Genomic DNA, 25,205 nt, shown 5'->3' with positions numbered 1-25,205 from the left:
AATCGCGGGGCAAGCCCGCTCCTACAGGTTGAATTACAGCTGCAACAATGCCTGCTCTGCCGCTTCAAGCTCCAGTTCGCTGAATACTTGCACGCCTTCACGGCGCAGCAATGCCGTCGTCACGCCCTCGCCGGAGACTTTACGGCCACTGAAGGTGCCGTCGTAGGTCAATTGGTTGCCGCATGACGGGCTCCCCGATTTAAGCACCGCAATGCGAATACCATGGCGACGGACCAGCCCCAGCGCCAACTGCGCTCCAGCGAGAAACTGCGCACTGACGTCTTCGCCACTGACCGTAATTACCTGCGCATCGCCATCGAGCACTGCACTACCTTGGCCACCTGGAATCTCAGCCGGGGGACGTGGCGTCGGCAAACCACCCGCCACTTCCGGGCACAGCGCCACGACACGGCCTTCAGCCTGCCAGCGTTGCAGCAAATCAGGATGGCCGCTGCTGCGCCCGTCGTAACGTACCGTTTGCCCCAGCAAACAGGCGCTGACCAGCACCTTGTGCAGGTTAGAAGGGTTCGTTGCCACGACGGCGGAACCAGCCGGTAACCGACAGACGCTCGCGGTTGGCCGGCAGCACTTCATGGGGAATATCGCCCGAAAGGAACACCACCAGGCAGCCACCCACCGGCTGTACGTCGTGTTCCTCGCCGTTTTTCAGGCTCATGCGCAGCTGGCCGCCATGTTCGGGCAACCAGTCCTGGTTGAGGTAGATCACTGCCGACACGGTACGCCGGTCGTCATCGCGAAAACGGTCCAGGTGTTTACGGTAAAAGGCCCCTGGCGGGTACAAGGCAAAGTGGCACTCGAAATCCTCAAGGCCCAGATATAAGCCGCGGTTGAGCGCCACGCGCAGGCTGTCCATCAACTCGAGGTATTCGTCGCTACATGCCGACTGGCCGGGCTCAAGCCACTGGATGTGATCACCACGAATACCCTCGCGAACCTCTTGCGTTGCCCCTCGGCCGACCGCCGCAGGTGCCAGTTCGCCCTCAGCGGCACGGTTACGGCACTCAGCCGCCAACGCCAGCGTCAAAGACGCCGGAAGGAAGATATCCTGCTGTGACCAGCCGTGGGTGGCCAGGTCGTCGACAATGCGCAGCAGCAGAGGGTGATCAGAAGGTAGGGACATGGCGCGCATAGTATCTATCTGCTGCGAAAACCGACAGCGCCACTTGGCCGAGAGTATGCAATGGCGTCTCGACAAAGCCCGGCCAGGCCAAGACAATAGCGCCCTGCCGACAGGAGTCCTGAATGCGCCGTTTGTTTTTTTTGCTGATGATGATCTGTACCACGCCTGTCTGGGCAGACAGCCTCGACCAACTCTATAAGGTTGCTGGCTGGCCCGAGCAGCGCGCCCACTTTACCGACGCCCTCGATGCCGCCCAACAGCGCTATCGCAACAGCCTGCCGCCTGCGGTTTTTCAGGCGCTGGTCAATAACAGTAACCAACGCTTCCAGGCCCAGGCGGTCGACAAGCGTGCCCAGGCGCAATTGCGCGCCAACCTGAGCAACCCTGCGCCTGCGTTGGCGTTCTTCCAGTCACCGCTGGGTCGCAAAATCGTTGCCGCCGAGCTGCTGGCCACACGCCGTGACCAGTTGGCGAAAAATGCCAAAGGCTTGCCCAAGATCGAAGCCAGCGATAACCGCCTGCTGATCATTGGTCACCTGGCCCAAGCGCTGCCTGCCCGCGAAGCCGGTGCCGAGGTCAGCCTGGCGATTGCCGGCGTTGCCGCCGATAGCCTCAGCCAGATGATCCCTGGCCTGCTCGGTGGTGGTCAGGCCCAGAGCCTGCTCGATGGTCAGCGTCAGCGCCTGATGCAGCAAATTGGCAGCGAGCTGAACAACACTTTGCTCTACGTGTATCGCGACCTGTCTGATGCCGAGCTGGATGAGTTTGCCACCTTCGCCGAATCTACCGAGGGCCAGGCGTACTACAAAGCCGCACTGGCTGCTATTCGCGCCGGCCTGGCCGTTGGGCAGAACACCTCGGACCTGAAGTGATCAGCCCAGGCGCTGGTCGATGAAGTCGAAATAGCGCTGGCGGATTGCTGGCAGCTCATTGGCCAGGTGATGCCGCGCCTCGGGAATCAGTAAGATCTCGGGCGTGGCAAATTTCTCCCTCAGCACCCTGAGGTTGTGTGGCCAGTCCACGGTCATGTCGGACTCACCCTGGATAATCAACGGCCGCCGCGCGCTGGCGGGCGCCGCCTCTATTCGTTTGACCCAATCAACCAATGCCCCGACCCAGGCTGTCGGCAAGCGCCGCGGCTGCAATGGATCGGCCTGCAGGAACGGCAAGAAAGTCGGATCGTTACTGTTTTCACTAAAGCGTCGCTCAATGCCTTTCACGAACGGGCGCAGCAGGTGATAGCTGAGTTTCGACCAGCCCCAGGCGCGCGGCCGCACCAGCGGCGCCAGCAGGATGACCTGGCCCTGGGCCGGGCTTTGCGCACCGCCGTACAGCAAATGATCAATAACTATCGCACCGCCCGTGCTCTGCCCGCACAAGTGCCAAGGCTGCGGTAAGTCGAGCGCCCTGCCTTGCTCAAACAGCGCCTGCAAGGCCTGCTGGTAAGCGTCAAAGTCGTCGATGCTGGCCCGCTCGCCACTGGACAAGCCGTGCCCCGGTAGATCACAGGCAAGCACGGCGTAGTTCTGATCCAGTGCCCAGTCGATCACATGGCGGTACAGTCCCATGTGATCGTAGAAACCATGCAGCAACACCAGCGTCGCGACTGGCGCCGCAGGCATCCAGACCTGCCCGACCAATTCGAACCCCGCCGCCTGAAAACGCCCCAACCAACGTTGCGGTGCAACCTTACGCGCTGGCAGGTCCAGCCCGTAGTAGCGTTGGTAGGCCTGAGCCTGAGTCGACAACGGCTGACGCGCGGTCAGTGCAGACAGGCTGGCGCGTAACGAGTCGGGTTGAAAGGACGCAGGCATAGACGATTTCCACACAGCAAAAGCCGGATATTGACCTGTGATATTCAGCTGTCGCCAACGGCATGGCAAGCTAGGCTTCTTTTCCTGGAATCTGCGTTCATGCTTGCGTCGTCCACCCGCACCCTGCTCGGCCTGCTGATCGCGGCCCTTTGCGCTGTTGGCTTATGGTGGGCGTACGACAGTTTCCAAGGGCGTTACCTGCGCACCTTCGACAACCAGACGGCGCTGTTCTCCGGTGACCGTTTGCAGCTGCCCGCCGCCATTGCCGGCCCGGGGCCGATCCGCCTGGTGCACTTCTGGGACCCGGCCTGCCCGTGCAACGTCGGTAATCAGCAGCACCTGGCCGAACTGATCGAGCATTTCGGCCCGCAAGGTGTAGCGTTTTACGTGGTGCAGAAGCCTGGCAGCCGAGGGCAGTTGCCCAGCACGCTCAACGCACTCAAGCCGCTGCCTGAGCTGCCCGGTGCTGAACACCTGCCCGCCAGCCCCGGCGTGGCCATCTGGGACCGCCAGGGCAAGCTGGCCTACTTCGGCCCGTACAGCGAAGGCGCCACCTGCAATTCCAGCAACAGCTTCATCGAGCCGATTCTGTTGGCGCTGAGTCAGGGCCGCGCCGTGAACGCTACCCACACGATGGCCGTGGGGTGTTACTGCCCCTGGAGCCCCTAACGCAGGCGCGCCGGGTTGCCGACTACGGTCGCCCTGGCCGGCACATCGCGTGTTACCACGCTACCGGCACCGATCACGGCGTTATCTCCCACTGTGACACCCGGCAGAATGATCGCCCCGCCGCCAATCCAGACATTGTTGCCGATCTTTACCGGCCGCCCGCTCTCCAGGCCACTGCGCCGTACCTTAGGGTCCAGTGGGTGGTCGGCAGCGTAGATCTGCACCGCCGGTCCAATCTGGCAATCGTCACCGATAGTCACCGGGCACACGTCGAGCACCACACAGTTGAAGTTCATGAACACATTGCTGCCGATACGGATGTTGTAGCCGTAGTCGCAATAGAACGGTGGGCGTATCACTGCACCCTCACCGGCCGCGCCGAAATGCGCTAGCAGCAGCTCATGACGCTGTTCATTGAGCAGCTCGGCACTGTTGTTGTAGCGCTGCATCCAGTGTTTGTTGGCGATCTGCTCGGCTTGCAGTTCCGGGCAACTGGCGCGGTAGAGCTGGCCACTGAGCATTTTCTGCTTTTCACTAAGCTCCATGTTTCCTCCTTTAGGGCTATCTTCTGTCCGGATTTACCTCGATGATCGGACCACAAAACTCGAAAAAAAGCACAAGGAGTCCTGATGAAGCGCAGCCTGACGTTCCTCGCTGTGGTCATCGCCGCGGCAGCAGGCGGCGGTTATTGGTATGTGCAGGGCAAGCTGCCGCAGCGCGAGGGAGAAGTCGCCCTGGCCAGCCTGCAAGCGCCGGTCAGCGTGCGTTACGACGAACGCGGCGTGCCACACATCCAGGCCGAAAACGAAACTGACCTGTACCGTGCACTGGGCTATGTACATGCCCAGGACCGCTTGTTCCAGATGGAGATCGTCCGCCGCCTGGCGCGGGGAGAATTGGCCGAAGTGCTGGGCAGCAAGCTGGTGCCCACCGACACCCTGTTCCGCCAGCTGCGCATTCGTGAACAGGCCGAACGCTACATTGAGCGCCAAGACAAACAATCGCCCGCCTGGCTGGCCTTGCAGGCGTACCTCGATGGCGTCAACGCCTGGCAAGCCAGCCACCCCAAACCGATGGAGTTCGATGTGCTGGGCATCACGCCACGGCCCTTCACTGCACAAGACACCCTGAGCATCGCCGGCTACATGGCCTACAGTTTTGCCGCTGCGTTTCGCACCGAGCCGGTGCTGACCTATATCCGAGACCAGCGCGGCAGTGAGTACCTGAAGGTCTTCGATCTCGACTGGAACCCCGACGGTGCGTTGCACAGCCGCCCACCCTTGGCGGCGGCCGACTGGAAAAGCCTGGAGCACCTGGCCCGTGTCAGCCAGCAAGCCTTGAGCGAAGCCGGTATTCCCCAATACGAAGGCAGCAACGCCTGGGCCGTGTCCGGCAACCGCACCCGCAGTGGCAAACCATTGCTGGCCGGGGATCCGCACATCAGCTTTGCCGTGCCCTCGGTGTGGTACGAGGCCGAACTGTCGGCGCCGGGCTTCCATCTCTATGGTTATCACCAGGCGCTCAACCCTTTTGCCTCACTGGGGCACAACCGTGACTTCGGCTGGAGCCTGACCATGTTCCAGAACGACGATGTCGATCTGATCGCAGAGCAGGTCAACCCGGCCAACCCCGAGCAGGTACGCATCAACGGCCAATGGCAACCTCTGACGGTCACCCACGACACCATCACGGTAAAAGGCGAAGAGCCGGTCACCCTCACCCTGCGCCGTTCGCCTCACGGTCCCATCGTCAATGACGTGATCGGTGCCAATGCCGGCCCCACGCCGATTGCCATGTGGTGGGCGTTTCTGGAAACCGACAATCCCGTTCTCGATGGTTTCTATCAGGTCAACCGCGCCGACACCCTGGACAAAATGCGCAGCGCCGCAGAGAAGATCCAGGCACCCGGCCTCAACCTGGTGTGGGCCAATGCCCGTGGCGACATCGGCTGGTGGGCTGCAGCACAACTGCCTATTCGCCCGGACGGGGTAAACCCGTCGTTTATCCTCGATGGCAGCACGTCGCAGGCTGACAAGCTCGGTTTCTACCCCTTCAGCGCCAACCCGCAGCAAGAGAACCCGGCCAGCGGCTACATCGTCTCAGCCAACTATCAACCGCCTGCGGCCATGCCTATTCCGGGTTATTACAACCTCCCGGACCGTGGTCAACAACTCGACCGCCAGCTGGCCGATCCGCAGATCAAATGGGACACGCAGAACAGCCAGGCCTTGCAGCTCGACACCGCTAGCGCCTATGGCCCACGCACCCTGGCACCGCTGCTCAAGACATTACGGGAAGTGGCCGCTGACGATCAGGAGAAAGAGCTGGTCGAGCAGTTGGCGAGCTGGAGCGGTGACTACCCGCTGGATTCAGTCAGCGCCACGTTGTTCAACCAGTTCCTCTACGATCTGGCCTACGCCGCCATGCATGACGAACTGGGCGATACCTGGTTCCAGACCCTGATCAGCACCCGCGCCATCGATGCAGCCTTGCCCCGTTTGGCCGCCGACGCCGATTCTCCGTGGTGGGGGCTACACGGCAGCAGTGAACGCGGCAGTCGCGACGAAGCGGTCAAACGCGCCTGGCAGGCCAGCATGAAGCACCTGCGCGAAACCCTGGGCAATGACCCGGCCGCCTGGCAGTGGGGCAAGGCGCATACCCTGACCCACAACCATCCGCTGGGTCTGCAGAAACCGCTGAACCTGTTGTTCAACGTCGGCCCCTTCGCCGCACCGGGCACCCATGAAGTGCCGAACAACCTGTCGGCGAAGATTGGCCCGGCACCGTGGCCGGTCACCTATGGCCCATCAACCCGGCGCCTGATCGACTTCGCCGACGCCAGCCAGGCCCTGACCATCAACCCGGTCGGGCAAAGCGGCGTGCTGTTCGACCAGCATTACGCCGACCAGGCCAAGGACTACATCGAGGGGCAGTACCACAAGGCGCAGATGGGGGTGATCTCGGCGCAAAGCACACTGCGACTGGTGCCCCATTGAAAAATCCGCTTAAACAATGCTCCGGCCCTGTAATAGCCAAGCGTCTCGTCACTCTTTAGTTTCGGAACACACTCACTACTAAGGAAGGTCACATCATGCAAAAGCAGTTCGTTACCATTGACGGTTCACGAATGGCCTACATCGAGGAAGGGCAAGGATTCCCCGTAGTACTCGGTCACAGTTACCTGTGGAACGCCGACATGTGGCGCCCACAAATCGAGCAGCTCTCCAGACACTTCCGGGTACTGGTGCCAGAACTTTGGGGCCACGGAGATTCCGAAGCACCGCCGGCCAGCACCGCTGACATGAGCGCGTTGACCCGGCATCACCTGGCGTTTCTCGATGCCTTGAATATCGACCGCTGCCATCTGGTTGGCCTGTCGGTTGGTGGCATGTGGGGCGCCCAGCTGGCTATCGAGCATCCTGAGCGTATCGATCGACTGGTGCTGATGGACACCTATCTGGGGGCCGAGCCGGAAGCGACTCGAGAGTACTACTTCAGGCTGCTGGATACCGCCGCAGAGGCGGGGCGTTTTACTGAGGAGCTGTTGAAGATCATCGTGCCGATCTTCTTTCATCCCAATGGGCAGACGGTACCCGGGATTCGTGAAGCCTTTACCCAAGCCCTGCGCAGCGCAACCGCTGCAACGATCCGCGACAGCCTGGCGCCGATGGGCAAGGTGATATTTGGACGGCCTGATCTGCTGGGGCAATTCGGCAAGTTAAGCGCCGACCGCACCATCATCCTCTGTGGCGACCAAGACATCCCACGGCCACCTGCCGAAGCCAACGAGATGGCCAGACTGATCAATTGCCTGGCCGCGCAAGTCCCGGTTGCCGGGCACATTTCCAACCTGGAAAACCCGCAGGTGGTGACCAACTTCCTGCTCAACTGGTTGCCGCGAAACTAACACTGTAGGAGCGGGCTTGCCCCGCGATCGCGTTGTGTCAGGCACATTGCGATCGCGGGGCAAGCCCGCCCCCACAGAAGGTGTATCTGTAGCTATTTAGAACGCTGGCAGTACCGCGCCGCTGTATTTCTTCTCGATGAAGGTTTTCACTTCAGGGCTGGTCAGGGCTTTGGCCAGTTTCTGGATCGCTTCGCTGTCCTTGTTGTCTGGGCGGGCAACCAGGAAGTTCACGTATGGCGAGTCGGAACCTTCGATCACCAGCGCGTCTTTGGCCGGGTTCAGGCCTGCTTCCAGTGCATAGTTGGTGTTGATCATGTCCAGGTCGACCTGATCCAGAACGCGCGGCAGCATGGCCGATTCAAGCTCGCGGAATTTCAGCTTCTTCGGGTTTTCTGCAATGTCTTTCGGGGTGGCCAGGGCGTTTTTCGGGTCTTTCAGGGAAATCAGGCCTGCCTTCTGCAACAGCAGCAGGGCACGGCCGCTGTTGCTGCCTTCGTTAGGAATGGCAACGGTAGCGCCGTCTTTCAGCTCGCTCAGGCTTTTGACTTTCTTCGAGTAACCACCGAAAGGCTCAACGTGCACGCCGATCACTGTTTCCAGGTGCGTGCCTTTACCTTCGTTGAAGTTCTTCAGGTACGGCAGCGTCTGGAAGTAGTTGGCATCCAGGCGTTTCTGATCGACTTGTACGTTAGGCTGCACATAGTCGGTGAATACCTTGATCTCCAGGTCTACACCTTCTTTGGCCAGGGTCGGCTTGATCAGCTCAAGGATTTCCGCATGCGGCACAGGGGTAGCGGCAACCACCAGCTTCTCACCAGCGTTAGCGAAACCCGCAACCGACAGCGCGGCTGCCAGAGCAGTGAACAACAGAGCCTTTTTCATGTGCAGTCCTTATTCGAATACAGGGCCATCGGTCGACGGCAAAATTAGGTTGCCAGCACGTTGTTCGCTGGCTTGAAGCGGACAATACCGAGATTTTTTATTCCGTAACAATATCTTTTATTTAGCTGTTTATTCTATTTATGCATTACGGCGATTGCAGGCGTTGTAAGGCTTGTTCAAGCAGGCCTTGCAAGGCACTGCGCTCACCGGCGACGGCCCGCTGGCAGAGCTGATCGAGCTGGCTGCTCAGGGCTTGCAGTGGGGTCGGCAGGTTCAGATGCTGAGGCAGGATCTCTTCGCCGCTGCTGACCAGCAATGCAAAATGGATGACATTTTCCAGCTCGCGGGTGTTACCCGGCCAGCTGTGCAGCTCAAGCACACGCTGGGCGGCATCACTGATTAACGGCACCGGCAGATTCAGCCGTGGGCTGTAGATGCCAACAAAATATTCAGCCAGCGGCAGAATGTCACCGACCCTGTCGCGCAAGGCCGGAAGTTCCAGATGCCCTTCACGCAGGTAGTGGTAAAGCCGCTCATGAAACTTGCCGGCTGCCACGGCATCACCCAAATCAATGCTCGATGCAGCGACCAGCCGCACATCGACGGGGTTGGGTTGCTGGGCACCGACCCGCGTGACTTCACGGTTTTCCAACGCCGCGAGCAGTTTGACCTGGATCGCCAGCGGCAGGTCGGCGATCTCATCCAGGTACAGCGTGCCGCCATTGGCCGAACCGAACCAGCCGGCGCGGCTGCTGGCGGTACCACTGTGAGCACCGGCGCTGTAGCCAAACAGCTCGGCATCGGCGTAGGTCGGGCTGATCGCAGCACAGTTCACCGACACGAACAGCCCGCCACGGTCACTGGCGCGATGGATCTGCCGGGCCAGCAGCTCCTTGCCGGTACCGGTCTCACCGCGAATCAGCACCGGCAACGCCAGCGGCGCCAGCAATTCCAGCTCTTCACGCAATTGCCGCGAACGCGGATCGACGAACACCAGCGCCTTGGCGCGGATGCTCAGAGGGCTTTTGTCTTGCTCAGGAAAGGTCAACAACGGTTGACCGAAGGTGTCTTGAATACTCATAGCAAACTCCCGCCCGCAGCAACCGGGGCCGGGCGTTGGTTTTGAAGGTAAGTGAGCGCCTGAACTCAGGCGCGGCGAAGGGCGTGCTGTTCCAGACGGTTCTGCAGGCGGTACAAGTAGGCGAACCCCTGCTCCCAACGACGGTGCCCGGACTTGACGTTGATATGTCCGGCCCCGGCGAGAAAGCCCACCTCAGCACCCCAAGCCCGCGCCAGTTGCATCGCCCGCGGAGCACTGACGGCCGGGTCGTTGTCGGAGCTGACGACCTGGCTGGGAAACGGCAGCAACTGCTGGGCAATCGGTGCGAAGTTACGCAATGCCGGCGCACAGGTCGGGCGCTCGACATCGGCGGGAGCCACCAGTAACGCACCGCGTACGCGACGCAGCAGGCTGACACTGGCTTGCGCGGCCCAATGGGCAACGGTGATGCAACCCAGGCTATGGGCGATCAGAATGACGGGGGCCTCATCGCCAGCCACGGCCTGATCCAGAGCCGCCACCCAGTCCTCGCGCTTGGGCGTCAACCAATCGCGTTGCTCGACCCGCGCACTGTTGGGTAGCACCTGCTGCCAATGACTCTGCCAATGATCTTCTGGCGAACCTTGCCAGCCCGGCACAATCAGGTAACGGATCGACGTGTTGCGCATGGGGACGCCTCCTGCTGGGTTTGCGTGCTTGAGGTCAAGTATAGGGAGACGTTTATATTCGTAAAGGAATAAGAAGCTATTTATTAATAACCAAATTCACCTTGTGGGTGCGGGCTTGCCCCGCGATAGCGGTGTATCAGGTATATCGGATCGCGGGGCAAGCCCGCTCCCACAGGATGAGCTAGGCAGTTGGTTCCACCGGGGATAAAAAAAGGGACCACCCCCTGCCTAGGAATGGCCCCTGAAGTCCTGCCTGAGGTGTGTTGCTCAGCGAGCGGTAATCACCGACAACTTGGTGATGCCCGCACGTTCGATCGAGGCCATGGCACGCGCCACTTCCCCATAATTCACGCCGTCGTCAGCCTGCAGCTGCACGCGCAACTCCGGGTCTTTGGCCTTGGCTGCCTGAAGGCTGGTTTCCAGGGTGTCGGGCTGGATTTCATCCTTGTTGATAAACAACTTGCCGCCACCATCAATGCTCACCACCAGCGGGTCTTTCTGCTCCACCGGGGCCACGGCTTCGGTCTTGGGCAGGTTGATCGGAATGGCGTTGGTCAGCAGCGGCGCGGTGACGATAAACACCACCAGCAGTACCAACATCACATCGACCAGCGGCGTTACGTTGATCTCGCTGAGCACTTCGTCACTGTCCTGGGTTGAGAAGGCCATATCAGGAAGCCTCCTTCACTTTGTGCGCGGTATTGCTCGACGGTTTGTAGGCGGTTGGATGCACCAGCACGCGGAAGGCACTCTTCTGCGCCAGGCTGTAGAAGTCGTGGGCGAAGTCGTCGAGGTCGGCAGCGGTCAGCTTCAAGCGACGCAGAAAGTAGTTGTAAACCAGCACCGCAGGCACCGCGACGGCGATCCCCACACCGGTGGCGACCAGCGCCGCACCAATTGGCCCGGCAACGGTTTCAAGGCTGGCCGAGCCCGCCGCGCTGATGCCCTTGAGGGCCTCCATGATGCCCCAGACAGTACCGAACAGACCGATGAACGGCGAGGTGCTGCCGATACTGGCCACCACCGCCAGGCCCGTTTCCAGCGAGCGCCGCTCACGCACGATTTGCTGGCGCAAGGCGCGCTCCAGGCGGTCTTGGTGGTTGATGGCCTGGCTCAGGTCGCTGGCCTGGCCGGGCTCGCCCACCGCAATGGCGGCGTAACCAGCCTGCGCCACCCGTGCAGCAGCGCCTGGCTGGCTCTCGCTCAGGTCGGCGGCGGCATCCAGGCTGGACGCGGCCCAGAACTGCTTGTGAAAGCGCTTGTCCTGATTTTTCAGGCGCACGAACTGCACGCCCTTGATCAGGGCCAAGCCCCAGGTGATCACCGAAAAACCCACCAGCAGCCAGATCACCGCGCTTTCAATGGATTCGAGGGGGGATGCCAATAACGTCATGATCAGTTCTCTCTCTGTTAGCGCGAATTAGTGGATCTTGAATTCGATTGGCACGCTGACCCAGCCGTCCACGGCCACTTCACCCTGCTTGGCCGGTACGAAACTCCAGCGCTTGACTGCCGCCAGGGCCGCATCGTCGAGCTGTTGGCGACCGCTGGTTTTCTGTAACTGAATCTCGCCCGGCTTGCCGCTGGCCAACACATGCACCCGCAGCAACACCGTGCCCTCCCAGCCGCGTCGGTGGGCCAGCGTTGGATATTCCGGCGCCGGGTTCTTCAGGTACCCGGCACTGGCCGAAGCCGGCGTAATCGGTGCCGGTGCGGGCGGCGCCGGGGCTGCAACGGGTTGAGCCGGCGCAGGCGGTTGCTCAACCGACTTAGGAGCAGGCGCTGGCGCAGGCTTGGGCACAGGTTTTGGCTTAGGCTGTGGCTTGGGTTTGGGCACCGGCTTCGGTGCAGGTTTAGCCGCCAGCTCATCGACAACCGGTGGCGGTGGTTCGACCATGGCCGGTGGTGGCGCGGGTGGCGGCGGTTCCACCACCGGCGGTGCAGGTTGTGAGAACTCAATCGTCATCGGTGGGATTTCTGGCGGCACCACCGGCAATACCGGAGTCGGCGCCTGACTGACCCAATAAGCAACCGCGCCATGCAGGGCAAGGGCGAACAGCCCCAGAAGGAGCTTCTCCTGACGACCCAGAGCACTCCTCGGCGTGCGCTGCAAACGCTGCTGCGCTAAGGGCAAGCGGTGCGGTCGACCAAGATCAACCAGCTCAGCACTTGGCGTTTGGCGCCAAAGCACGTCGAGCGCGGCGGCGGTCTGGACATTACCCATAGATCAGCTCCTGGAGTCTCTGTGTGTTTCATCCCAAGCGGCTCAGTTGCCTGCGCTACCTGAATCATTGATGCGTGCCGCTTAGTTCATAAAGTAATTTTTAAAGTTAAAAATAGAACCAAAACGAATATATAGAGGCGACATTTTCCTCAAAGCCCCGCCGTTCGGGGCCTTCAGGCAGTCATTGAAAAACCCATGCCTGCCGCGCATTGAAAGTATTCAAGGCAGGCATGGAGGAACGGCCCTCAGAAGTCGTAGCGACCGGTCAGACCAAGGGTTTGCTGGGCGCCCACCAACCCTTCATAACCACCGTTGGCCGCACTCCAGAGGGTGGTGTAGTAGGTTTTGTCGAAGGCGTTTTTCAGCCATAGCGAGACATCCCACTGACCCTGGCCGAGATCGCCGCGCAGACCGGTAGACAGGTTGACCACCGCATAGCTGGGGATCTGCGCGAAGTCGGAGTCCTCGACGGTGCCGACGGCCTTGGAGCGGAACGCATAGCTGGCCGTCACGTAAGGCTGCAGGCCGTTATCCAGATCCCATTGGTACTGACCGTTGGCGTTGGCGATCCACTTCGAAGCGCCGACCACCTGGTGGCCGGTGAGGTCGCAGGAGGCCGGTGCGCCTGGACGCAGGGCGACTTCCGGCGCGCATGGCGCGTCTTTGTACGACAGGTAGCGTACATCGTTGTAAGAGCCGTTGAGGTTCAAGGTCAGGCCACGCACCGGCACCAGCGTGCTCTCCACTTCAACCCCGCGGGAGCGCACGGAACCGGCGTTGGTCAGGTACTGCACGCGGTTGGCTTCGTCGTAGGCGTTGGTCTGGTAGCCGTGCACTTCGGTCCAGAACAGGTTGGCGTTGAGTTGCAGACGACGATCCCAAAGAGTGCTTTTCAGCCCCAGTTCGGCGTTGTTGGCGCGCTCGGTACCCACCAGCAACGAATCGGCACCAGCCACCGGCGCAGTCGCCACCGTCAAGTTGACCCCGCCAGACTTCTCACCATGGGACAAGGTGGCGTAACCCAGCAGGTCGTCACTGAAGTGGTAACTCAGGTTAAGCAGGCCCGAAGGGCTGAAGGTGTACTGGTTGAGGTCGCCCGAGTCATAGGCGCCGGTACGCCCTTGGCGAACAGCGGCTGCCGCACCGGTGACATCAGCCCCCCCTACGGGCGCCGCACGGTTTACCCAGGCGCTTTTTTCTTCATAGGTGCCGCGTATGCCGGCAGTGAAGTCCAGACGTTCAGTCAGGTGCCAGGTGCCCTGGCCGAACAAGGCAAAGCTGTCGGTTTCGATGTGGCCTTTGCCCAACGTAGTGACATTGGCCAGGGCGCCCGCCGGGGTGCCGTTCCAGATATCGGCTTGAGGACCGTAGTAAACGAAGGATTTGTTATCCAGGTCCGAGCCGAAGTAGTACGCACCCAACACGTAGTCGAAGAAACCACCGGTGGGTGAGGCCAGGCGAAACTCCTGCGAGTACTGCTTATCACGCACCGAAACCCCGGAGTTGTACGCCGCCGGTACGTTCAAGCCCTCGTCATTGCGCGGCGTAAAGTCCCACCAGCGGTAAGAGCTGACCGAGGTCAGGGTGAAGTCGTTGTCGAGTGTCCAGTTGGCTTCCAGCGAAGTGCCGCCCTGGAACACCGTTACCTGCTGGTCGGTGTCGAGGTTGACCTTGCGCTTGTCGCCGTCGATCAACGTGGCACCTGCCGCCTTGGCGCGCGCCTCATAGCGGTTGACGCCATTGATGGTCGGCCCGGTGCTATACAGCAAGCGGGTCCCGGCGCTGGAATCTTCTTCGTTGTAGTCGCCGATCCAGCGCAGGTTGAACTGCTCGTTGGGCTTGTACAGCAACTGACCGCGAAAGCCCTGGCGCGAGCCGCCGTTGAGCATATTGCCGTCATACTCGTTCTTGATGTCGCCATCGCTGCGGGTACGGTAGGCCGAAATACGCCCGGCCAGGGTTTCGCTCAACGGGCCAGACAGGGTGCCCTTGGTCTGGAAATAGCCGTCCTCGCCCACCGAGGTTTCAATGCTGCGTTCCGGCGTGAAGCTCGGTGCCCGGGTGCTGATGTTGATCACCCCGGCGGTGGTGTTCTTGCCGAACAAGGTACCTTGCGGGCCACGCAACACTTCCAGTTGCTCGATGTCCATCAGGTCGAATACCGCCATGCCTGGCCGGCCGAGGTAAACGTTATCCAGATACAGGCCAACGCTGCCTTCCAGACCATCGCTGGCCGGGTTGTTGCCCAGCCCGCGAATGGACACGCTGGACTGGCGGGCGTGCATGTAGGCGACGTTAACGCTCGGCACCAGTTGCTGCAGGTCCTGGATGCGGTAGACCCGCTGGGTTTCCAGGGTTTGGCCATCGAGCACGCTGATCGGTGTTGGCACCTCCTGAGCACTTTCCTCACGACGGCGAGCGGTCACGGTGACGGTTTTGAGCTGGCTGTCGCTGGCTTTCACCGCCGCCTGCTGCGGCTCGGCCGCTTGGGCTGGCAACCAATGCGCACTGCCAGCCAGCAGCAAGGCCAGAGGCAGGCGCTGGAGCCGTCGGGGAGAAAGAGGGGCATCGCGAAGGGTCGGGCTCATGGGCGGCTCCAGGCCAGGAACTTATATTCCTGTGAGTTATTTATTTAGTCTTTAAAAGACAATTAACGAATAAGTAACTGCATTTATAAGGAGTGCGGCAGAGCCAGAGCAAATGCATTTGCCCGATACTTTTTATGAGAAAAAAGCATATGTGTTGATTGGGGGGGAAGTCTTGCGAGGGGGTAAAAGCATCGCGGGGCAAGCCCGCTCCTACAGGTGAACAATCAACCTGTGGGAGCGGGCTTGCCCCGCGATAAGTGCATCAGATGTTGGCGACTTTCTGCCAAACCTTAGGCTTGAAGAACAGGGTCTCGCCACGCGCCAAGCCGCTCAGGCTGTCGTGGTCCTTGACCACTTCAGCTTCGATCAGCTCGCTTTGCCCTTCAACTTTCAGGGTCACCCGGGTGGTCGCACCCAGTGGGCGGATGTCGCGCACTTCGGCCGCATGGTGGCCTTCGATCTCATGACGCGAGAGCGACACTTCGTGCGGTCGGAACAGTACGTGATGGCCTTCGCTCAGGTGCAGACGGTTGGAATCGCCGAGGAAGTGGTAAACGAAATCGCTGGCCGGGTTCTCGTAAACCTCACCCGGCGAACCGATTTGCTCGATCACGCCCTTGTTCATCACCACGATACGGTCAGCGACTTCCATCGCTTCTTCCTGGTCGTGGGTCACGAATACCGAGGTCAGGTTGATGTCTTCGTGCAGGCGCGCCAGCCAGCGGCGCAGCTCTTTGCGCACTTTGGCATCGAGGGCACCGAACGGTTCATCGAGCAGCAGCACCTTGGGCTCCACCGCCAGTGCACGGGCCAGGGCGATACGCTGACGCTGGCCACCAGACAGCTGCTCCGGGTAACGATCATTGAGCCAGTCGAGCTGCACCATGTTCAGCAGCTCATGGACCTTCTCGGCAATTTTGCTCTCGCTCGGGCGCTCGCTCTTAGGCTTCATGCGCAAACCGAACGCGACGTTGTCGAACACGCTCATGTGACGGAACAGCGCGTAGTGCTGGAACACGAAACCGACGTTACGGTCACGCACGTCGTGGCCAGACACATCTTCACCGTGGAAAACGATGCTGCCCTGATCTGGGGTTTCCAGCCCGGCGATAATCCGCAACAGGGTGGTTTTACCGCAGCCGGACGGGCCCAGCAGTGCTACCAGCTCACCGCTGTGAATATCCAGGTTGATGCTGTCCAGGGCCTGGAAAGCGTTGAAGCGCTTGCTGACATTACGAACTTCGATCGACATGAATTATTCCTCCGCTGCGCTGTGGCGCAGGCGGTTAATGCGAGACTCGCTCCACTGCTTGAGCAGCAGGATAAAGAGCGCCAGGATCAGCAACAGGCTGGCCACACTAAAGGCGGCGACGTGGTTGTATTCGTTGTAGAGGATCTCGACGTGCAACGGCAAGGTGTTGGTCACCCCGCGAATGTGCCCGGAAACCACTGACACCGCACCAAACTCACCCATCGCCCGCGCGGTACACAGCACCACGCCATAGATCAGGCCCCATTTGATGTTGGGCAGGGTCACGTGCCAGAACATCTGCCAGCCGTTGGCACCCAGCAGGCGTGCCGCTTCTTCTTCCTGAGTACCCTGCTCTTGCATCAGCGGGATCAGCTCACGGGCCACAAAGGGCACGGTAACGAAGATGGTCGCCAGCACGATCCCCGGCAAAGCGAAGACGATCTGAATATCGTGATCCTGCAGCCACGGCCCGAACAGGCCTTGGGCACCGAACATCAGCACATAGACCAGACCGGCAATCACCGGCGACACCGAGAACGGCAAGTCGATCAGCGTCACCAGAATACTCTTGCCGCGGAAGTTGTACTTGCTCACGCACCAGGCCGCACTGACACCGAACACCAGGTTCAGTGGCACCGAGATGGCCACGGCAATAAGGGTCAGCTTCAAGGCCGAGATTGCATCAGGTTCGAAGATCGCTTCGAAGAAAGTACCCAGGCCCATTTTCAAGCCCTGGGACACCACGATAACCAGTGGCAGCAACAGAAACAGCGCAAAGATCAACCAGGCGAGGCCGATCAGAATGCGCCGTGAAGTCGCGCTGCCACGCCGCGCAGCATTGGCCGAAGCAGCCGCACCAATTGAAGTTGCAGACATAGAGGTGGCCTCCTTCAAGGGGTTTCAATGCGCCGCTGCAACAAGTTGATCAGCAGCAACAGGATGAAGGAAACCACCAGCATCAACACGCCGATGGCAGTGGCGCCGGTGTAGTCGTATTGGTCGAGTTTGACCATGATCAGCAGCGGCAGGATCTCGGTTTTCATCGGCATGTTACCGGCGATGAAAATCACCGAACCGTACTCACCCACGCCACGCGCAAAGGCCAGGGCAAAGCCGGTCAGCCAGGCAGGCAGCAGTGCCGGCAACAGCACATAACGGAACACCTGCAGCGGCTTGGCGCCCAGGCAAGCGGCGGCTTCTTCGACTTCGCGGGGAATATCCGCCAGTACCGGCTGCACCGTACGCACCACGAACGGCAAGGTCACGAAGGTCAACGCCAGGGTGATACCCAAGGGGGTGTAGGCAATCTTGAAGCCCAGATCGGTCGCGAACTGCCCGACCAGACCTGCAGGTGCATACAGCGCCGTCAGGGCGATACCCGCTACGGCAGTAGGCAAGGCGAATGGCAGGTCGATCATCGCCTCGATGATCTTGCGTCCCGGGAAGGTGTAACGCACCAGAACCCAGGCCAGCAAAGTACCGATGATGCCGTTGATGATGGCGGCGAAGAGGGCAGTACCGAAACTCAGCTTCAGTGCAGCGAGCACACGCGGCGCACTGACAATGGCCCAGAACTGCTCCCAGGTGAGCTGGGAGGCATGTATGAACATGGCCGCCAGCGGTATGAGCACAATCAGACTGAGGTACACCAAGGTGTAACCCAGCGTCAGCCCGAAGCCGGGTATGACGGGGGAGATACGACGTGACATAAAGGTCCCTGGTTGAACGCACGAAGCCCGGGACAAATCCCGGGCCCATGCTGGCTACTGAACGGCGATTATCCTGACGACCCTGAGTTACTGAGCCGTGTAGATCTGGTCGAACACACCACCATCGTTAAAGAACTTGGGCTGCGCAGTCTTCCAGCCACCGAAGTCTTTGTCGATAGTTACCAGATCCAGTTTCGGGAACTGCTTGGCATATTCGGCGGCGACTTTCTCATCACGCGGGCGGTAGAAGTTCTCTGCTGCGATCTTCTGCCCGGCCGGGCTGTACAAGTACTTCAGGTATTCTTCGGCGATTTTCTCGTTGCCTTTCTTCTGCGCATTCTTGTCGACCACCGCTACTGGCGGCTCGGCGAGAATCGACAGCGACGGTACGACGATATCGAACTTGTCGGCACCCCCCTCTTCCTTGAGGGCCAGGAAGGCTTCGTTTTCCCAGGCCAGCAACACATCACCCTGACCGTTGTTGACGAAGGTAATGGTCGAACCACGGGCACCGGTATCCAGCACTGGTACACGCTTGAACAGCTCTTTCACGTATTCCTGGGCCTTGGCTTCGCTGCCACCGGTTTTCAGGCCGTAGGCCCAGGCGGCGAGGAAGTTCCAGCGCGCACCGCCGGAGGTTTTCGGGTTCGGGGTAATCACCGACACGTCATTTTTGACCAGATCGCCCCAGTCCTTAATGCCTTTGGGGTTGCCCTTGCGCACCAGGAACACGATGGTCGAGGTGTACGGCGTGCTGGCGTCCGGCAGGCGGGTCTGCCAGTTGTCCGGCAGGGTTTTGCCAAGCTTGGCGACTTCGTCGATGTCACCGGCCAGGGCCAGGGTCACCACGTCAGCGCGCAGGCCGTCGATCACCGCCCGCGCCTGCTTGCCCGAGCCACCGTGGGATTGCTGGATCTTCACCTTGTCGTCCGGATGAGCCTGCTGCCAATGCTTGATGAACTCGGCGTTGTACTGCTGATACAGCTCACGGGTCGGATCGTAGGACACGTTCAGCAACTCGTAGTCCTTGGCGATGGCGGAACCGGCAAAAACGGCGCTGGCGAGGGCTGCCAGGGCATAACGGCGGATGGACATGGTGAAGCTCCCGATTTGGCTATTTTTTTAATTAGGTGGCGTTGATCGCGGGGCAAGCCCGCTCTCACAGAGAGGGTCAGGAAGGCTTGTGGCCGGGGTTCTGCAGGCGGAATTTTTCTTTGCGCTCGATTTGCACAACCTGAGCGTTGTGCACGGTGATCTCCACCGCGCCAAATCGCAGGTCGCGCAGGGCGCTCTGGATTTCGCGCAGAATGGTGGCTTCGTCCTGACCGTCAACGCTACGCAGAGATGCGCTCATGCTCGTGCTCCTATGAGAAAAGGTGCCGTGCAGTTGCGTGAAGGGGGAAGACTGCACCTGGCTTGAGGGCAATCTTAGGGGCGCTTGAATATTCTTAAAAATACTATTTAAGAATTTTTATATAACCAAAATACAACAGCAGGAGCGGGCTTGCCCCGCGATTGCGATGTGCCTGACAAACCGCTATCGCGGGGCAAGCCCGCTCCTACCAGCGTGATGCGATCAGCCCAACTGATGCGCCGGAACCGGCCGTCCAAACCAGTAGCCCTGCCCCAGCTGACAGCCATGTTCGAGCAAGAACCGGGCTTGCTCACCCTGCTCGATACCTTCGGCAAGCACCTGCATGCCCATGCTGTTACCCAAGGCAATGATCACCCGAACAATCGCCACATCGTCGTCGTCACACGGCAAGCCCGCGACAAAGCCCTGATCGATCTTGAGCTTCTGCACTGGCAGGCGCTTGAGCCGCAACAGCGACGAATAGCCCGTACCAAAGTCGTCGATCGCCAGACGCAGGCCCAACTCACGCAGACGATGCAACTGTTCCAGGGCGATCTCCGGGTCTTCCATGACGGCACTTTCGGTGACCTCCAGCTCCAGCATTGCCGGGTCCAGGCCGGTGTCATGCAGCACCTTGGCGACTTTCTGGAAAAGCTCGCGATGGCCGAACAGGCGGCTGGAAATGTTCACCGCCACAAATTGCAGCGGCCGCCCGTCAGCCTGCCACTGCACCATCTGCGCACAGGCCTGATGCAACACCCAGTTGTCGATATCGGCGATCAAACCGGTGCGCTCGGCAATCGGAATAAACTCCCCCGGCGGCACCAGGCCGCGCTCTGGATGCTGCCAGCGCACCAACGCCTCGACACCGATCATGGCGCCGCTGCTGAGGTCGTGCACCGGCTGGTAGAAGACCCGCAGCTCTTCCTGCTCCAGCGCTCGACGCAGTTCTGCCGCTGTTTCAACGCGCTGCTGGGCGTGGGCAGTCATTTCTTCGGTGTACAAGGCATAAGCGGCGCGCCCAGCAGCCTTGGCGGTAAACAACGCCGAGTCGGCATTGCGCAGCAATTGCTCAGCACTCAGGGCATCGCTGGGGAACAGGCTGATGCCAATGCTGACACCGACGAACAAACGCTGATTGTCGATCTCAAAAGGCTGCTTCATCGCATCGATGATGTTTTGTGCCAGTGCCGCAGCGTGGCCAACTTGCGGGCATTGTTCGGTCAGCACGGCAAACTCGTCACCGCCCAGGCGCGCCAGGGTCATTCCGTTGCCGAGCAAATCCTTGAGGCGCTCGCCCACCGCCTTGAGCAACTGGTCGCCTACATTGTGGCCAAGGCCGTCGTTGATGCTCTGGAAATGGTCCAGGTCCATCAACAACAAGGCACAGCCACGCTTGTTTGCCTGAGCGGCAGCCAGCGCCTGCTCGGCCCGGTCACTGAACAGCAGGCGGTTTGGCAGGTCGGTAAGCGGGTCATGGTGGGCCAGGTACGCCAATTCACTCTCGGTGTGCTTGATGACACTGATATCGCTGAACACCGCCACATAGTGGCTGACCTCACCGCTGTCATCACGGATCGAGCAAATGGTCTGCCATTGTGGATACACCTCTCCACTTTTGCGCCGGTTCCAGATCTCGCCGCTCCACTCACCCGTTTCGGCCAGGGAGGCGTAGATCTGCTGGTAGAACGCCGGGCCATGCCGCCCGGATTTGAACTTGTTCGGGCGCTCGCCGATGACTTCATCTTTTTCGTAGCCGGTGATGCGCATAAACGCACGGTTCACATGCACGATCACACCGTCACGGTCAGTCACCAGCACCCCTTCAAGGGTGCTGTCGAACACCGCCGCCGCCATGCGCAGGCGCTCGCGGTCTTCGCGACGCAAGCGCGCGCCAACACCGATGAAGGTCAACAGGCGGGCACGCGAGGTGAAAATCAGCATGGCACTACACAGCACCCAGACATAGGCACTGAGCAATTGCCAACGGGCCAATTGCTGCGGGTTATCGAAAAGGCTGCTCAATATTTGATCAGAGAGTGCCAGCCACAGCACAGACAAAACCAGGTACAGCGCAGCCATGCGCAAGGCATCTCGAATTGAAGCAGACATAACGTGCAGACAAGCCCACAAAAAATATTTGGGGATTATAGGGTAGAAACATCCCGTGACTTCCTATCTAAAAGGCCGACTGGTTTTATTTGTATGTGCGGGGATAATGCTTCCCGCTGTTCCTTAAGTTCTAGAGGGCCCTTTCGCCTATGTGGTACCAAGGTTTACTCAACTTGTCAGCCTGGCAACTGCTGGCAGTTACCCTGGTCATGACCCACGTGACCATCGTCAGTGTCACCGTCTACTTGCACCGCTATTCCGCCCACCGCTCGCTGGAACTGAATGCAGGGCTCAAGCACTTTTTCCGCTTCTGGCTGTGGCTGACCACGGCACAGAACACCCGTGAGTGGACGGCTATCCACCGCAAGCACCACGCCAAATGCGAAACCGTCGACGACCCGCACAGCCCGGTGATCAAAGGCTTGTCCACCGTACTGCGCAAAGGTGCCGAGCTGTACCGCGAAGAAGCGCAAAACCCGGAAACCCTGCGGATTTACGGCAAGAACTGCCCTGAAGACTGGATCGAGCGCAATCTGTACTCGCGCTACAAGCTCGGCGGTATCGTCCTGATGGCCGTGATCGACCTGCTGCTGTTCGGCACCGCCGGCATCACCATCTGGGCCGTGCAGATGATGTGGATTCCATTCTGGGCCGCAGGCGTTATTAACGGCCTTGGCCATGCTGTGGGCTATCGCAACTTCGAATGCCGTGACGCCGCCACCAACCTGGTGCCCTGGGGCATCATCGTCGGCGGCGAAGAGCTGCATAACAACCACCACACCTACCCGAACTCGGCCAAGCTGTCGGTCAAGCGCTGGGAGTTCGACATGGGTTGGGCCTGGATCAAGCTGTTCTGCGCCCTGCGCCTGGCCAAGGTGCAGCGTGTCGCGCCTATCGCCCACCGGGTCGAAGGCAAAGGCCAGCTCGACATGGACACCGCCATGGCGATCCTCAACAACCGCTTCCAGATCATGGCCCAGTACCGCAAGCTGGTGATCGCGCCGCTGGTCAAGCAAGAGCTGGCGCGGGTCGACGATTCGGTGCGCCATCAGTTCCGCCGTGCCAAACGCCTGCTGTCGCGGGAAACCAGCCTGCTCGAAGAGCGCCATCACCTGCGCATTCAAAACATGCTGGAGCACAGCCAGGCCCTCAAGACCATCTACGAAAAGCGCCTGGCCCTGCAGCAAATCTGGCTACGCACCAGCTCCAATGGTCACGACATGCTGGCGGCCATGAAAGACTGGGTACACGAAGCTGAAGCCAGTGGCATCCAGTCGCTACGCGACTTCGCCGCCCAGCTGAAAACCTACTCCCTGCGCCCTGCCCTGGCCTGATGCCGTTGATCGGCGCGCCCCAGCCCGGGGCGCGCTGCCTGGAACTTCACCGCCTATTCTTACTCTGACTGGCTTAACGCCTGCGTGGCGGGCCGGGTCGTGGCCGCCCGCCTCTGTGTGAGAAGTTCCGCGCAAATGGTCAATAAGAAACCGACGTCCCCACCTTGTAATGAGCCACCGGAAGCGGCCCAAACCCTACTCGCGCTGATGCACGCGCAAGGCGAAGTCGCACGCCTGAGCGAACGCGAGCAGCTGTTCAGCTCGCTGCTCGACAGCGTCAACGCCGTGCTCTGGGCATTCGATTGGGAATCGCGCCAAGTGCTTTATGTAAGCCCCGCCTATGAACGCATTTTCGGTCGCCCGGCTGGCCTGCTGCTGGCCGATTACAACGAGTGGCGCGACAGCATCTACCCCGACGACCTGGAGTATGCCGAACGCAGCCTGGCCGAAGTGCTGGTCAAAGGTGCAGTGGAAGACCGCGAGTACCGCATCATCGACGCCGATGGCAAGGTGCGCTGGCTCAGCGACAAATGCTTCATCAACCAGCAAGCCGACAACAACCATCGGGTGATCGTGGTTGGTATGGCCGAAGACATCACCGAGAAAAAACAGCTGGAGCATGAACTCCAGCACTTGGCGACCACCGACGTGCTGACCCAGAGCAGCAACCGGCGGCACTTTTTCGACTGCGCCCAGGAAGCCTTCGACAGCGCACAGCGGGAGCAAACGCCGCTGGCCTTCTTGCTGCTGGACATCGATGACTTCAAACAGATCAACGACACCTACGGCCATCAGGAAGGCGATTACGTACTGCAGCGCATAGCCGACACCGGCAAGGCGGTACTGCGCCGTGGCGACCTGTTCGGGCGCATTGGTGGTGAAGAGTTCGCGGCGGTGTTTCCGGGGTGTACCCCGCAGATCGCCCAGCAGATTGCCGAGCGTTTGCAGCGGGAAATTCAGCGCCTGGGGTTTACCCATGACGACCAGCGCTTCAGCGTGACAGCGAGCCAGGGGCTGACAGGGATCACCGAGGCAGATGAGTCAGTGGACAACCTGTTTGCCCGCGCGGATGCGGCGATGTACCAGGCCAAGCGTCAGGGAAAGAATCAGATTGTGATCGGCTGATCGGGGCTGTAGGAGCGGGCTTGCCCCGCGATGCGTTATGACTGACAAACTGCAATCGCGGGGCAAGCCCGCTCCCACACCACGCCTCTCAAACTTTGCGCAGTTTGCTCAGCTCCGCCATCCCGACCTTGAGCAACCGCGCCGTCCTGCTGTCTGCCAACGCTTCCAGCCCCTGATCCGCCGGCAGCCGCGCCAGTTGCCCGGCCAGGTTCATCACCAGTGCTTCTCGCGAATACACCCCACCGCCCAACTGGTAGATCGCCGCAATCAGCTCGCGCAGCTCCAGCGGCAACCGCCAGCGCGTGCGCAGTGCTGAGCCGAAGGCCGCACCGAACTCATTGAGCGACAACTCAATGCTGTCCTCATCCAGCTCTCCGCCAGACAAGCGCCATTCCTGCAGGCAACGCAGCAGCGCCAGATCGCCCAGGCAGTGCAGCAGCCCGGCGCAGTAGCAACGCTCCTGATCCAGTTCAAGCATGCGCGCCAGGGTGCGCGCGTATTCGGCGGCATGCAGTGACAGTTCCCAGAAATGCTCGGCCCGGCCAGACAACAGCGGGTCACTGAGCTTGGCACTGCGCTTGAGCGCCAGCCCCAGGATCAGGTTCATGCTCTGGGTAGTGCCCAACTTGTGCAATGCCTGCATCAACGTCTGCACCGCACCGTCACGGTGCAGCGCTGCGCTGTTAGCCGCCGCGATCAACACCGCAGTAATCTGCGGGTCGTTGCGAATTTCTTCTTCCAAGGTTTTGAGGTTGAGCCCCTGCGGATTCAGACTGCGCTTGATCGCCTGCTGCACATCAGCCAGCAAAGGCCCGCCATCTGCCGTGGCTCGGCGCCCTTCAAGAAACCGCGCCAAGGTCATACCCGGCTGTAGCGGCGGCACCGGGCAAGCGATTTCCTCACCGACCTTGACCAACAAGTCTTCCAGGCGATGACGCAAAGAGTCCATGTTCAACGGCTTGCTCAAGTACGCCGTAGGGGCATACGGCAGCGCTTCACGCACGCTGGCGCTGTCACTGCGGTTGCTCATCAGGATGAAGGGCAGCACCGTTTCGCGGCCTTTGGCGCGCACCCTGCGAAGCAAGTCCAGGCCATCGCCACCCGGCAGTTCGCGCGCGGCAATGATCAGATCAGGCTGGCAAGACAGCGCCGCCAGCGCCTGAGAGCCATCGGCACACACTTGCACACGTGCGTCGCAACGCACACTGAGCAACATCTGACTGAGCATCTCCCGAACCCAGGGATCGCCCTCGGCAATCAACACACAGGGTGCTGTGGGTAGGTTGGTAATGCTCATACATGACTCTCCGATAATTCACGACACGCAATCCCGCGCACCTTCCAAGGTGTCTCCTTACTGGCAACC

The 25,205-nt window shown here is 60.5% G+C and carries 24 protein-coding genes; 6 read left to right on the top strand and 18 right to left on the bottom strand.

The genetic code is table 11. The features are described 5' to 3' along the window. Positions 1 to 33: 33 nt before the first annotated feature. Together E1573_RS20460 and E1573_RS20455 are read right to left on the bottom strand one after the other, a co-directional pair. A complete protein-coding gene (locus tag E1573_RS20460) occupies positions 34 to 537 on the bottom strand; it encodes a DUF523 domain-containing protein (RefSeq protein ID WP_133216383.1) in 504 nt (167 codons plus the stop codon). After that, a complete protein-coding gene (locus E1573_RS20455) occupies positions 518 to 1,150 on the bottom strand; it encodes a 2OG-Fe(II) oxygenase (RefSeq protein ID WP_133216382.1) in 633 nt (210 codons plus the stop codon). Before E1573_RS20455 ends, E1573_RS20460 begins: the two co-directional genes overlap by 20 nt. A gap of 113 nt (positions 1,151 to 1,263) precedes the next feature. Here E1573_RS20455 and E1573_RS20450 point away from each other — a divergent pair, with 113 nt between their 5' ends. Beyond that, positions 1,264 to 2,013 (top strand): DUF2059 domain-containing protein, encoded by a 750-nt coding sequence (locus E1573_RS20450; RefSeq protein ID WP_133216381.1) that lies wholly within the window; start codon positions 1,264 to 1,266, stop codon positions 2,011 to 2,013. Here E1573_RS20450 and E1573_RS20445 read toward each other — a convergent pair whose 3' ends face one another. Beyond that, the gene (locus tag E1573_RS20445; RefSeq protein ID WP_133216380.1) at positions 2,014 to 2,955 is read right to left on the bottom strand and encodes an alpha/beta hydrolase; all 942 of its coding nucleotides are present in this window, start codon (positions 2,953 to 2,955) and stop codon (positions 2,014 to 2,016) included. A 99-nt stretch (positions 2,956 to 3,054) separates the two neighbouring features. Between E1573_RS20445 and E1573_RS20440 the strand changes: the two genes are divergently transcribed. Next, complete coding sequence (locus tag E1573_RS20440; protein WP_133216379.1) at positions 3,055 to 3,624, top strand: DUF6436 domain-containing protein; 570 nt, start codon at positions 3,055 to 3,057, stop codon at positions 3,622 to 3,624. On the opposite strand, the gene E1573_RS20435 is transcribed toward E1573_RS20440, so the two are convergent. Then, on the bottom strand, positions 3,621 to 4,169 hold the full coding sequence (locus E1573_RS20435; protein WP_133216378.1) for a sugar O-acetyltransferase: 549 nt from the start codon (positions 4,167 to 4,169) through the stop codon (positions 3,621 to 3,623). The genes E1573_RS20440 and E1573_RS20435 overlap by 4 nt on opposite strands. 84 nt (positions 4,170 to 4,253) lie before the next feature. On the opposite strand from E1573_RS20435, the gene E1573_RS20430 reads away from it, so the two are divergent. Next, positions 4,254 to 6,620, top strand: a complete 2,367-nt coding sequence (locus E1573_RS20430; RefSeq protein WP_133216377.1) for a penicillin acylase family protein — start codon at positions 4,254 to 4,256, stop codon at positions 6,618 to 6,620. Positions 6,621 to 6,715: 95 nt separating this feature from the next. Next, positions 6,716 to 7,531 (top strand): alpha/beta fold hydrolase, encoded by an 816-nt coding sequence (locus tag E1573_RS20425; RefSeq protein ID WP_133216376.1) that lies wholly within the window; start codon positions 6,716 to 6,718, stop codon positions 7,529 to 7,531. A 96-nt stretch (positions 7,532 to 7,627) separates the two neighbouring features. Here the strand turns inward: E1573_RS20425 and E1573_RS20420 are convergent, their stop codons facing one another. The 13 genes from E1573_RS20420 to dibA all read right to left on the bottom strand — a co-directional run bounded on the left by E1573_RS20420 (position 7,628) and on the right by dibA (position 21,380). Beyond that, positions 7,628 to 8,413 carry a MetQ/NlpA family ABC transporter substrate-binding protein gene (locus tag E1573_RS20420; protein WP_133216375.1) on the bottom strand — a complete coding sequence of 262 codons (786 nt, stop codon included), beginning with the start codon at positions 8,411 to 8,413 and terminating at the stop codon, positions 7,628 to 7,630. A 145-nt stretch (positions 8,414 to 8,558) separates the two neighbouring features. After that, on the bottom strand, positions 8,559 to 9,494 hold the full coding sequence (locus E1573_RS20415; protein WP_133216374.1) for a sigma 54-interacting transcriptional regulator: 936 nt from the start codon (positions 9,492 to 9,494) through the stop codon (positions 8,559 to 8,561). A 65-nt stretch (positions 9,495 to 9,559) separates the two neighbouring features. Further along, positions 9,560 to 10,141, bottom strand: coding sequence for an alpha/beta hydrolase (locus E1573_RS20410; RefSeq protein WP_133216373.1), 582 nt, complete (start codon positions 10,139 to 10,141; stop codon positions 9,560 to 9,562). Between the two features lie 267 nt (positions 10,142 to 10,408). Continuing rightward, positions 10,409 to 10,810 (bottom strand): biopolymer transporter ExbD, encoded by a 402-nt coding sequence (locus E1573_RS20405; RefSeq protein WP_133216372.1) that lies wholly within the window; start codon positions 10,808 to 10,810, stop codon positions 10,409 to 10,411. A 1-nt stretch (position 10,811) separates the two neighbouring features. After that, positions 10,812 to 11,534, bottom strand: coding sequence for a MotA/TolQ/ExbB proton channel family protein (locus E1573_RS20400; RefSeq protein ID WP_133216371.1), 723 nt, complete (start codon positions 11,532 to 11,534; stop codon positions 10,812 to 10,814). A gap of 27 nt (positions 11,535 to 11,561) precedes the next feature. Further along, positions 11,562 to 12,365: an energy transducer TonB gene (locus E1573_RS20395; RefSeq protein WP_133216370.1), complete on the bottom strand. Its 804-nt coding sequence runs from the start codon at positions 12,363 to 12,365 to the stop codon at positions 11,562 to 11,564. Positions 12,366 to 12,610: 245 nt separating this feature from the next. Next, positions 12,611 to 14,953 carry a TonB-dependent receptor gene (locus E1573_RS20390; RefSeq protein WP_133216369.1) on the bottom strand — a complete coding sequence of 781 codons (2,343 nt, stop codon included), beginning with the start codon at positions 14,951 to 14,953 and terminating at the stop codon, positions 12,611 to 12,613. Between the two features lie 262 nt (positions 14,954 to 15,215). Then, entirely contained in the window at positions 15,216 to 16,205 is a 990-nt protein-coding gene (locus E1573_RS20385) for a sulfate/molybdate ABC transporter ATP-binding protein (RefSeq protein WP_133216368.1), read from the bottom strand. A gap of 3 nt (positions 16,206 to 16,208) precedes the next feature. After that, positions 16,209 to 17,081, bottom strand: coding sequence for a sulfate ABC transporter permease subunit CysW (cysW, locus tag E1573_RS20380; protein ID WP_133216367.1), 873 nt, complete (start codon positions 17,079 to 17,081; stop codon positions 16,209 to 16,211). Positions 17,082 to 17,095: 14 nt separating this feature from the next. Continuing rightward, the gene (cysT, locus tag E1573_RS20375) at positions 17,096 to 17,914 is read right to left on the bottom strand and encodes a sulfate ABC transporter permease subunit CysT (RefSeq protein WP_133216366.1); all 819 of its coding nucleotides are present in this window, start codon (positions 17,912 to 17,914) and stop codon (positions 17,096 to 17,098) included. An 87-nt stretch (positions 17,915 to 18,001) separates the two neighbouring features. Beyond that, positions 18,002 to 19,009 carry a sulfate ABC transporter substrate-binding protein gene (locus tag E1573_RS20370; protein WP_133216365.1) on the bottom strand — a complete coding sequence of 336 codons (1,008 nt, stop codon included), beginning with the start codon at positions 19,007 to 19,009 and terminating at the stop codon, positions 18,002 to 18,004. Between the two features lie 76 nt (positions 19,010 to 19,085). Continuing rightward, positions 19,086 to 19,268 carry a sulfur starvation response protein OscA gene (oscA, locus tag E1573_RS20365; RefSeq protein WP_133216364.1) on the bottom strand — a complete coding sequence of 61 codons (183 nt, stop codon included), beginning with the start codon at positions 19,266 to 19,268 and terminating at the stop codon, positions 19,086 to 19,088. Positions 19,269 to 19,490: 222 nt separating this feature from the next. Beyond that, positions 19,491 to 21,380 carry a phosphodiesterase DibA gene (gene dibA / locus E1573_RS20360; protein WP_133216363.1) on the bottom strand — a complete coding sequence of 630 codons (1,890 nt, stop codon included), beginning with the start codon at positions 21,378 to 21,380 and terminating at the stop codon, positions 19,491 to 19,493. 149 nt (positions 21,381 to 21,529) lie between these two features. Here dibA and desA point away from each other — a divergent pair, with 149 nt between their 5' ends. Both desA and E1573_RS20350 read left to right on the top strand, forming a co-directional pair. Next, positions 21,530 to 22,714: a delta-9 fatty acid desaturase DesA gene (gene desA, locus E1573_RS20355; RefSeq protein ID WP_133216362.1), complete on the top strand. Its 1,185-nt coding sequence runs from the start codon at positions 21,530 to 21,532 to the stop codon at positions 22,712 to 22,714. Positions 22,715 to 22,849: 135 nt separating this feature from the next. Continuing rightward, positions 22,850 to 23,839, top strand: a complete 990-nt coding sequence (locus E1573_RS20350; RefSeq protein WP_133216361.1) for a sensor domain-containing diguanylate cyclase — start codon at positions 22,850 to 22,852, stop codon at positions 23,837 to 23,839. Positions 23,840 to 23,927: 88 nt separating this feature from the next. On the opposite strand, the gene E1573_RS20345 is transcribed toward E1573_RS20350, so the two are convergent. Continuing rightward, a complete protein-coding gene (locus E1573_RS20345) occupies positions 23,928 to 25,136 on the bottom strand; it encodes a response regulator (RefSeq protein ID WP_133216360.1) in 1,209 nt (402 codons plus the stop codon). Positions 25,137 to 25,205 lie beyond the last annotated feature (69 nt).

This window comes from Pseudomonas sp. H9, assembly GCF_004353925.1.
Classification (GTDB): Bacteria; Pseudomonadota; Gammaproteobacteria; order Pseudomonadales; family Pseudomonadaceae; genus Aquipseudomonas.
Note: the sequence above shows the minus strand (reverse complement) of the source record. Positions and strands in the feature narration are given on the sequence as shown.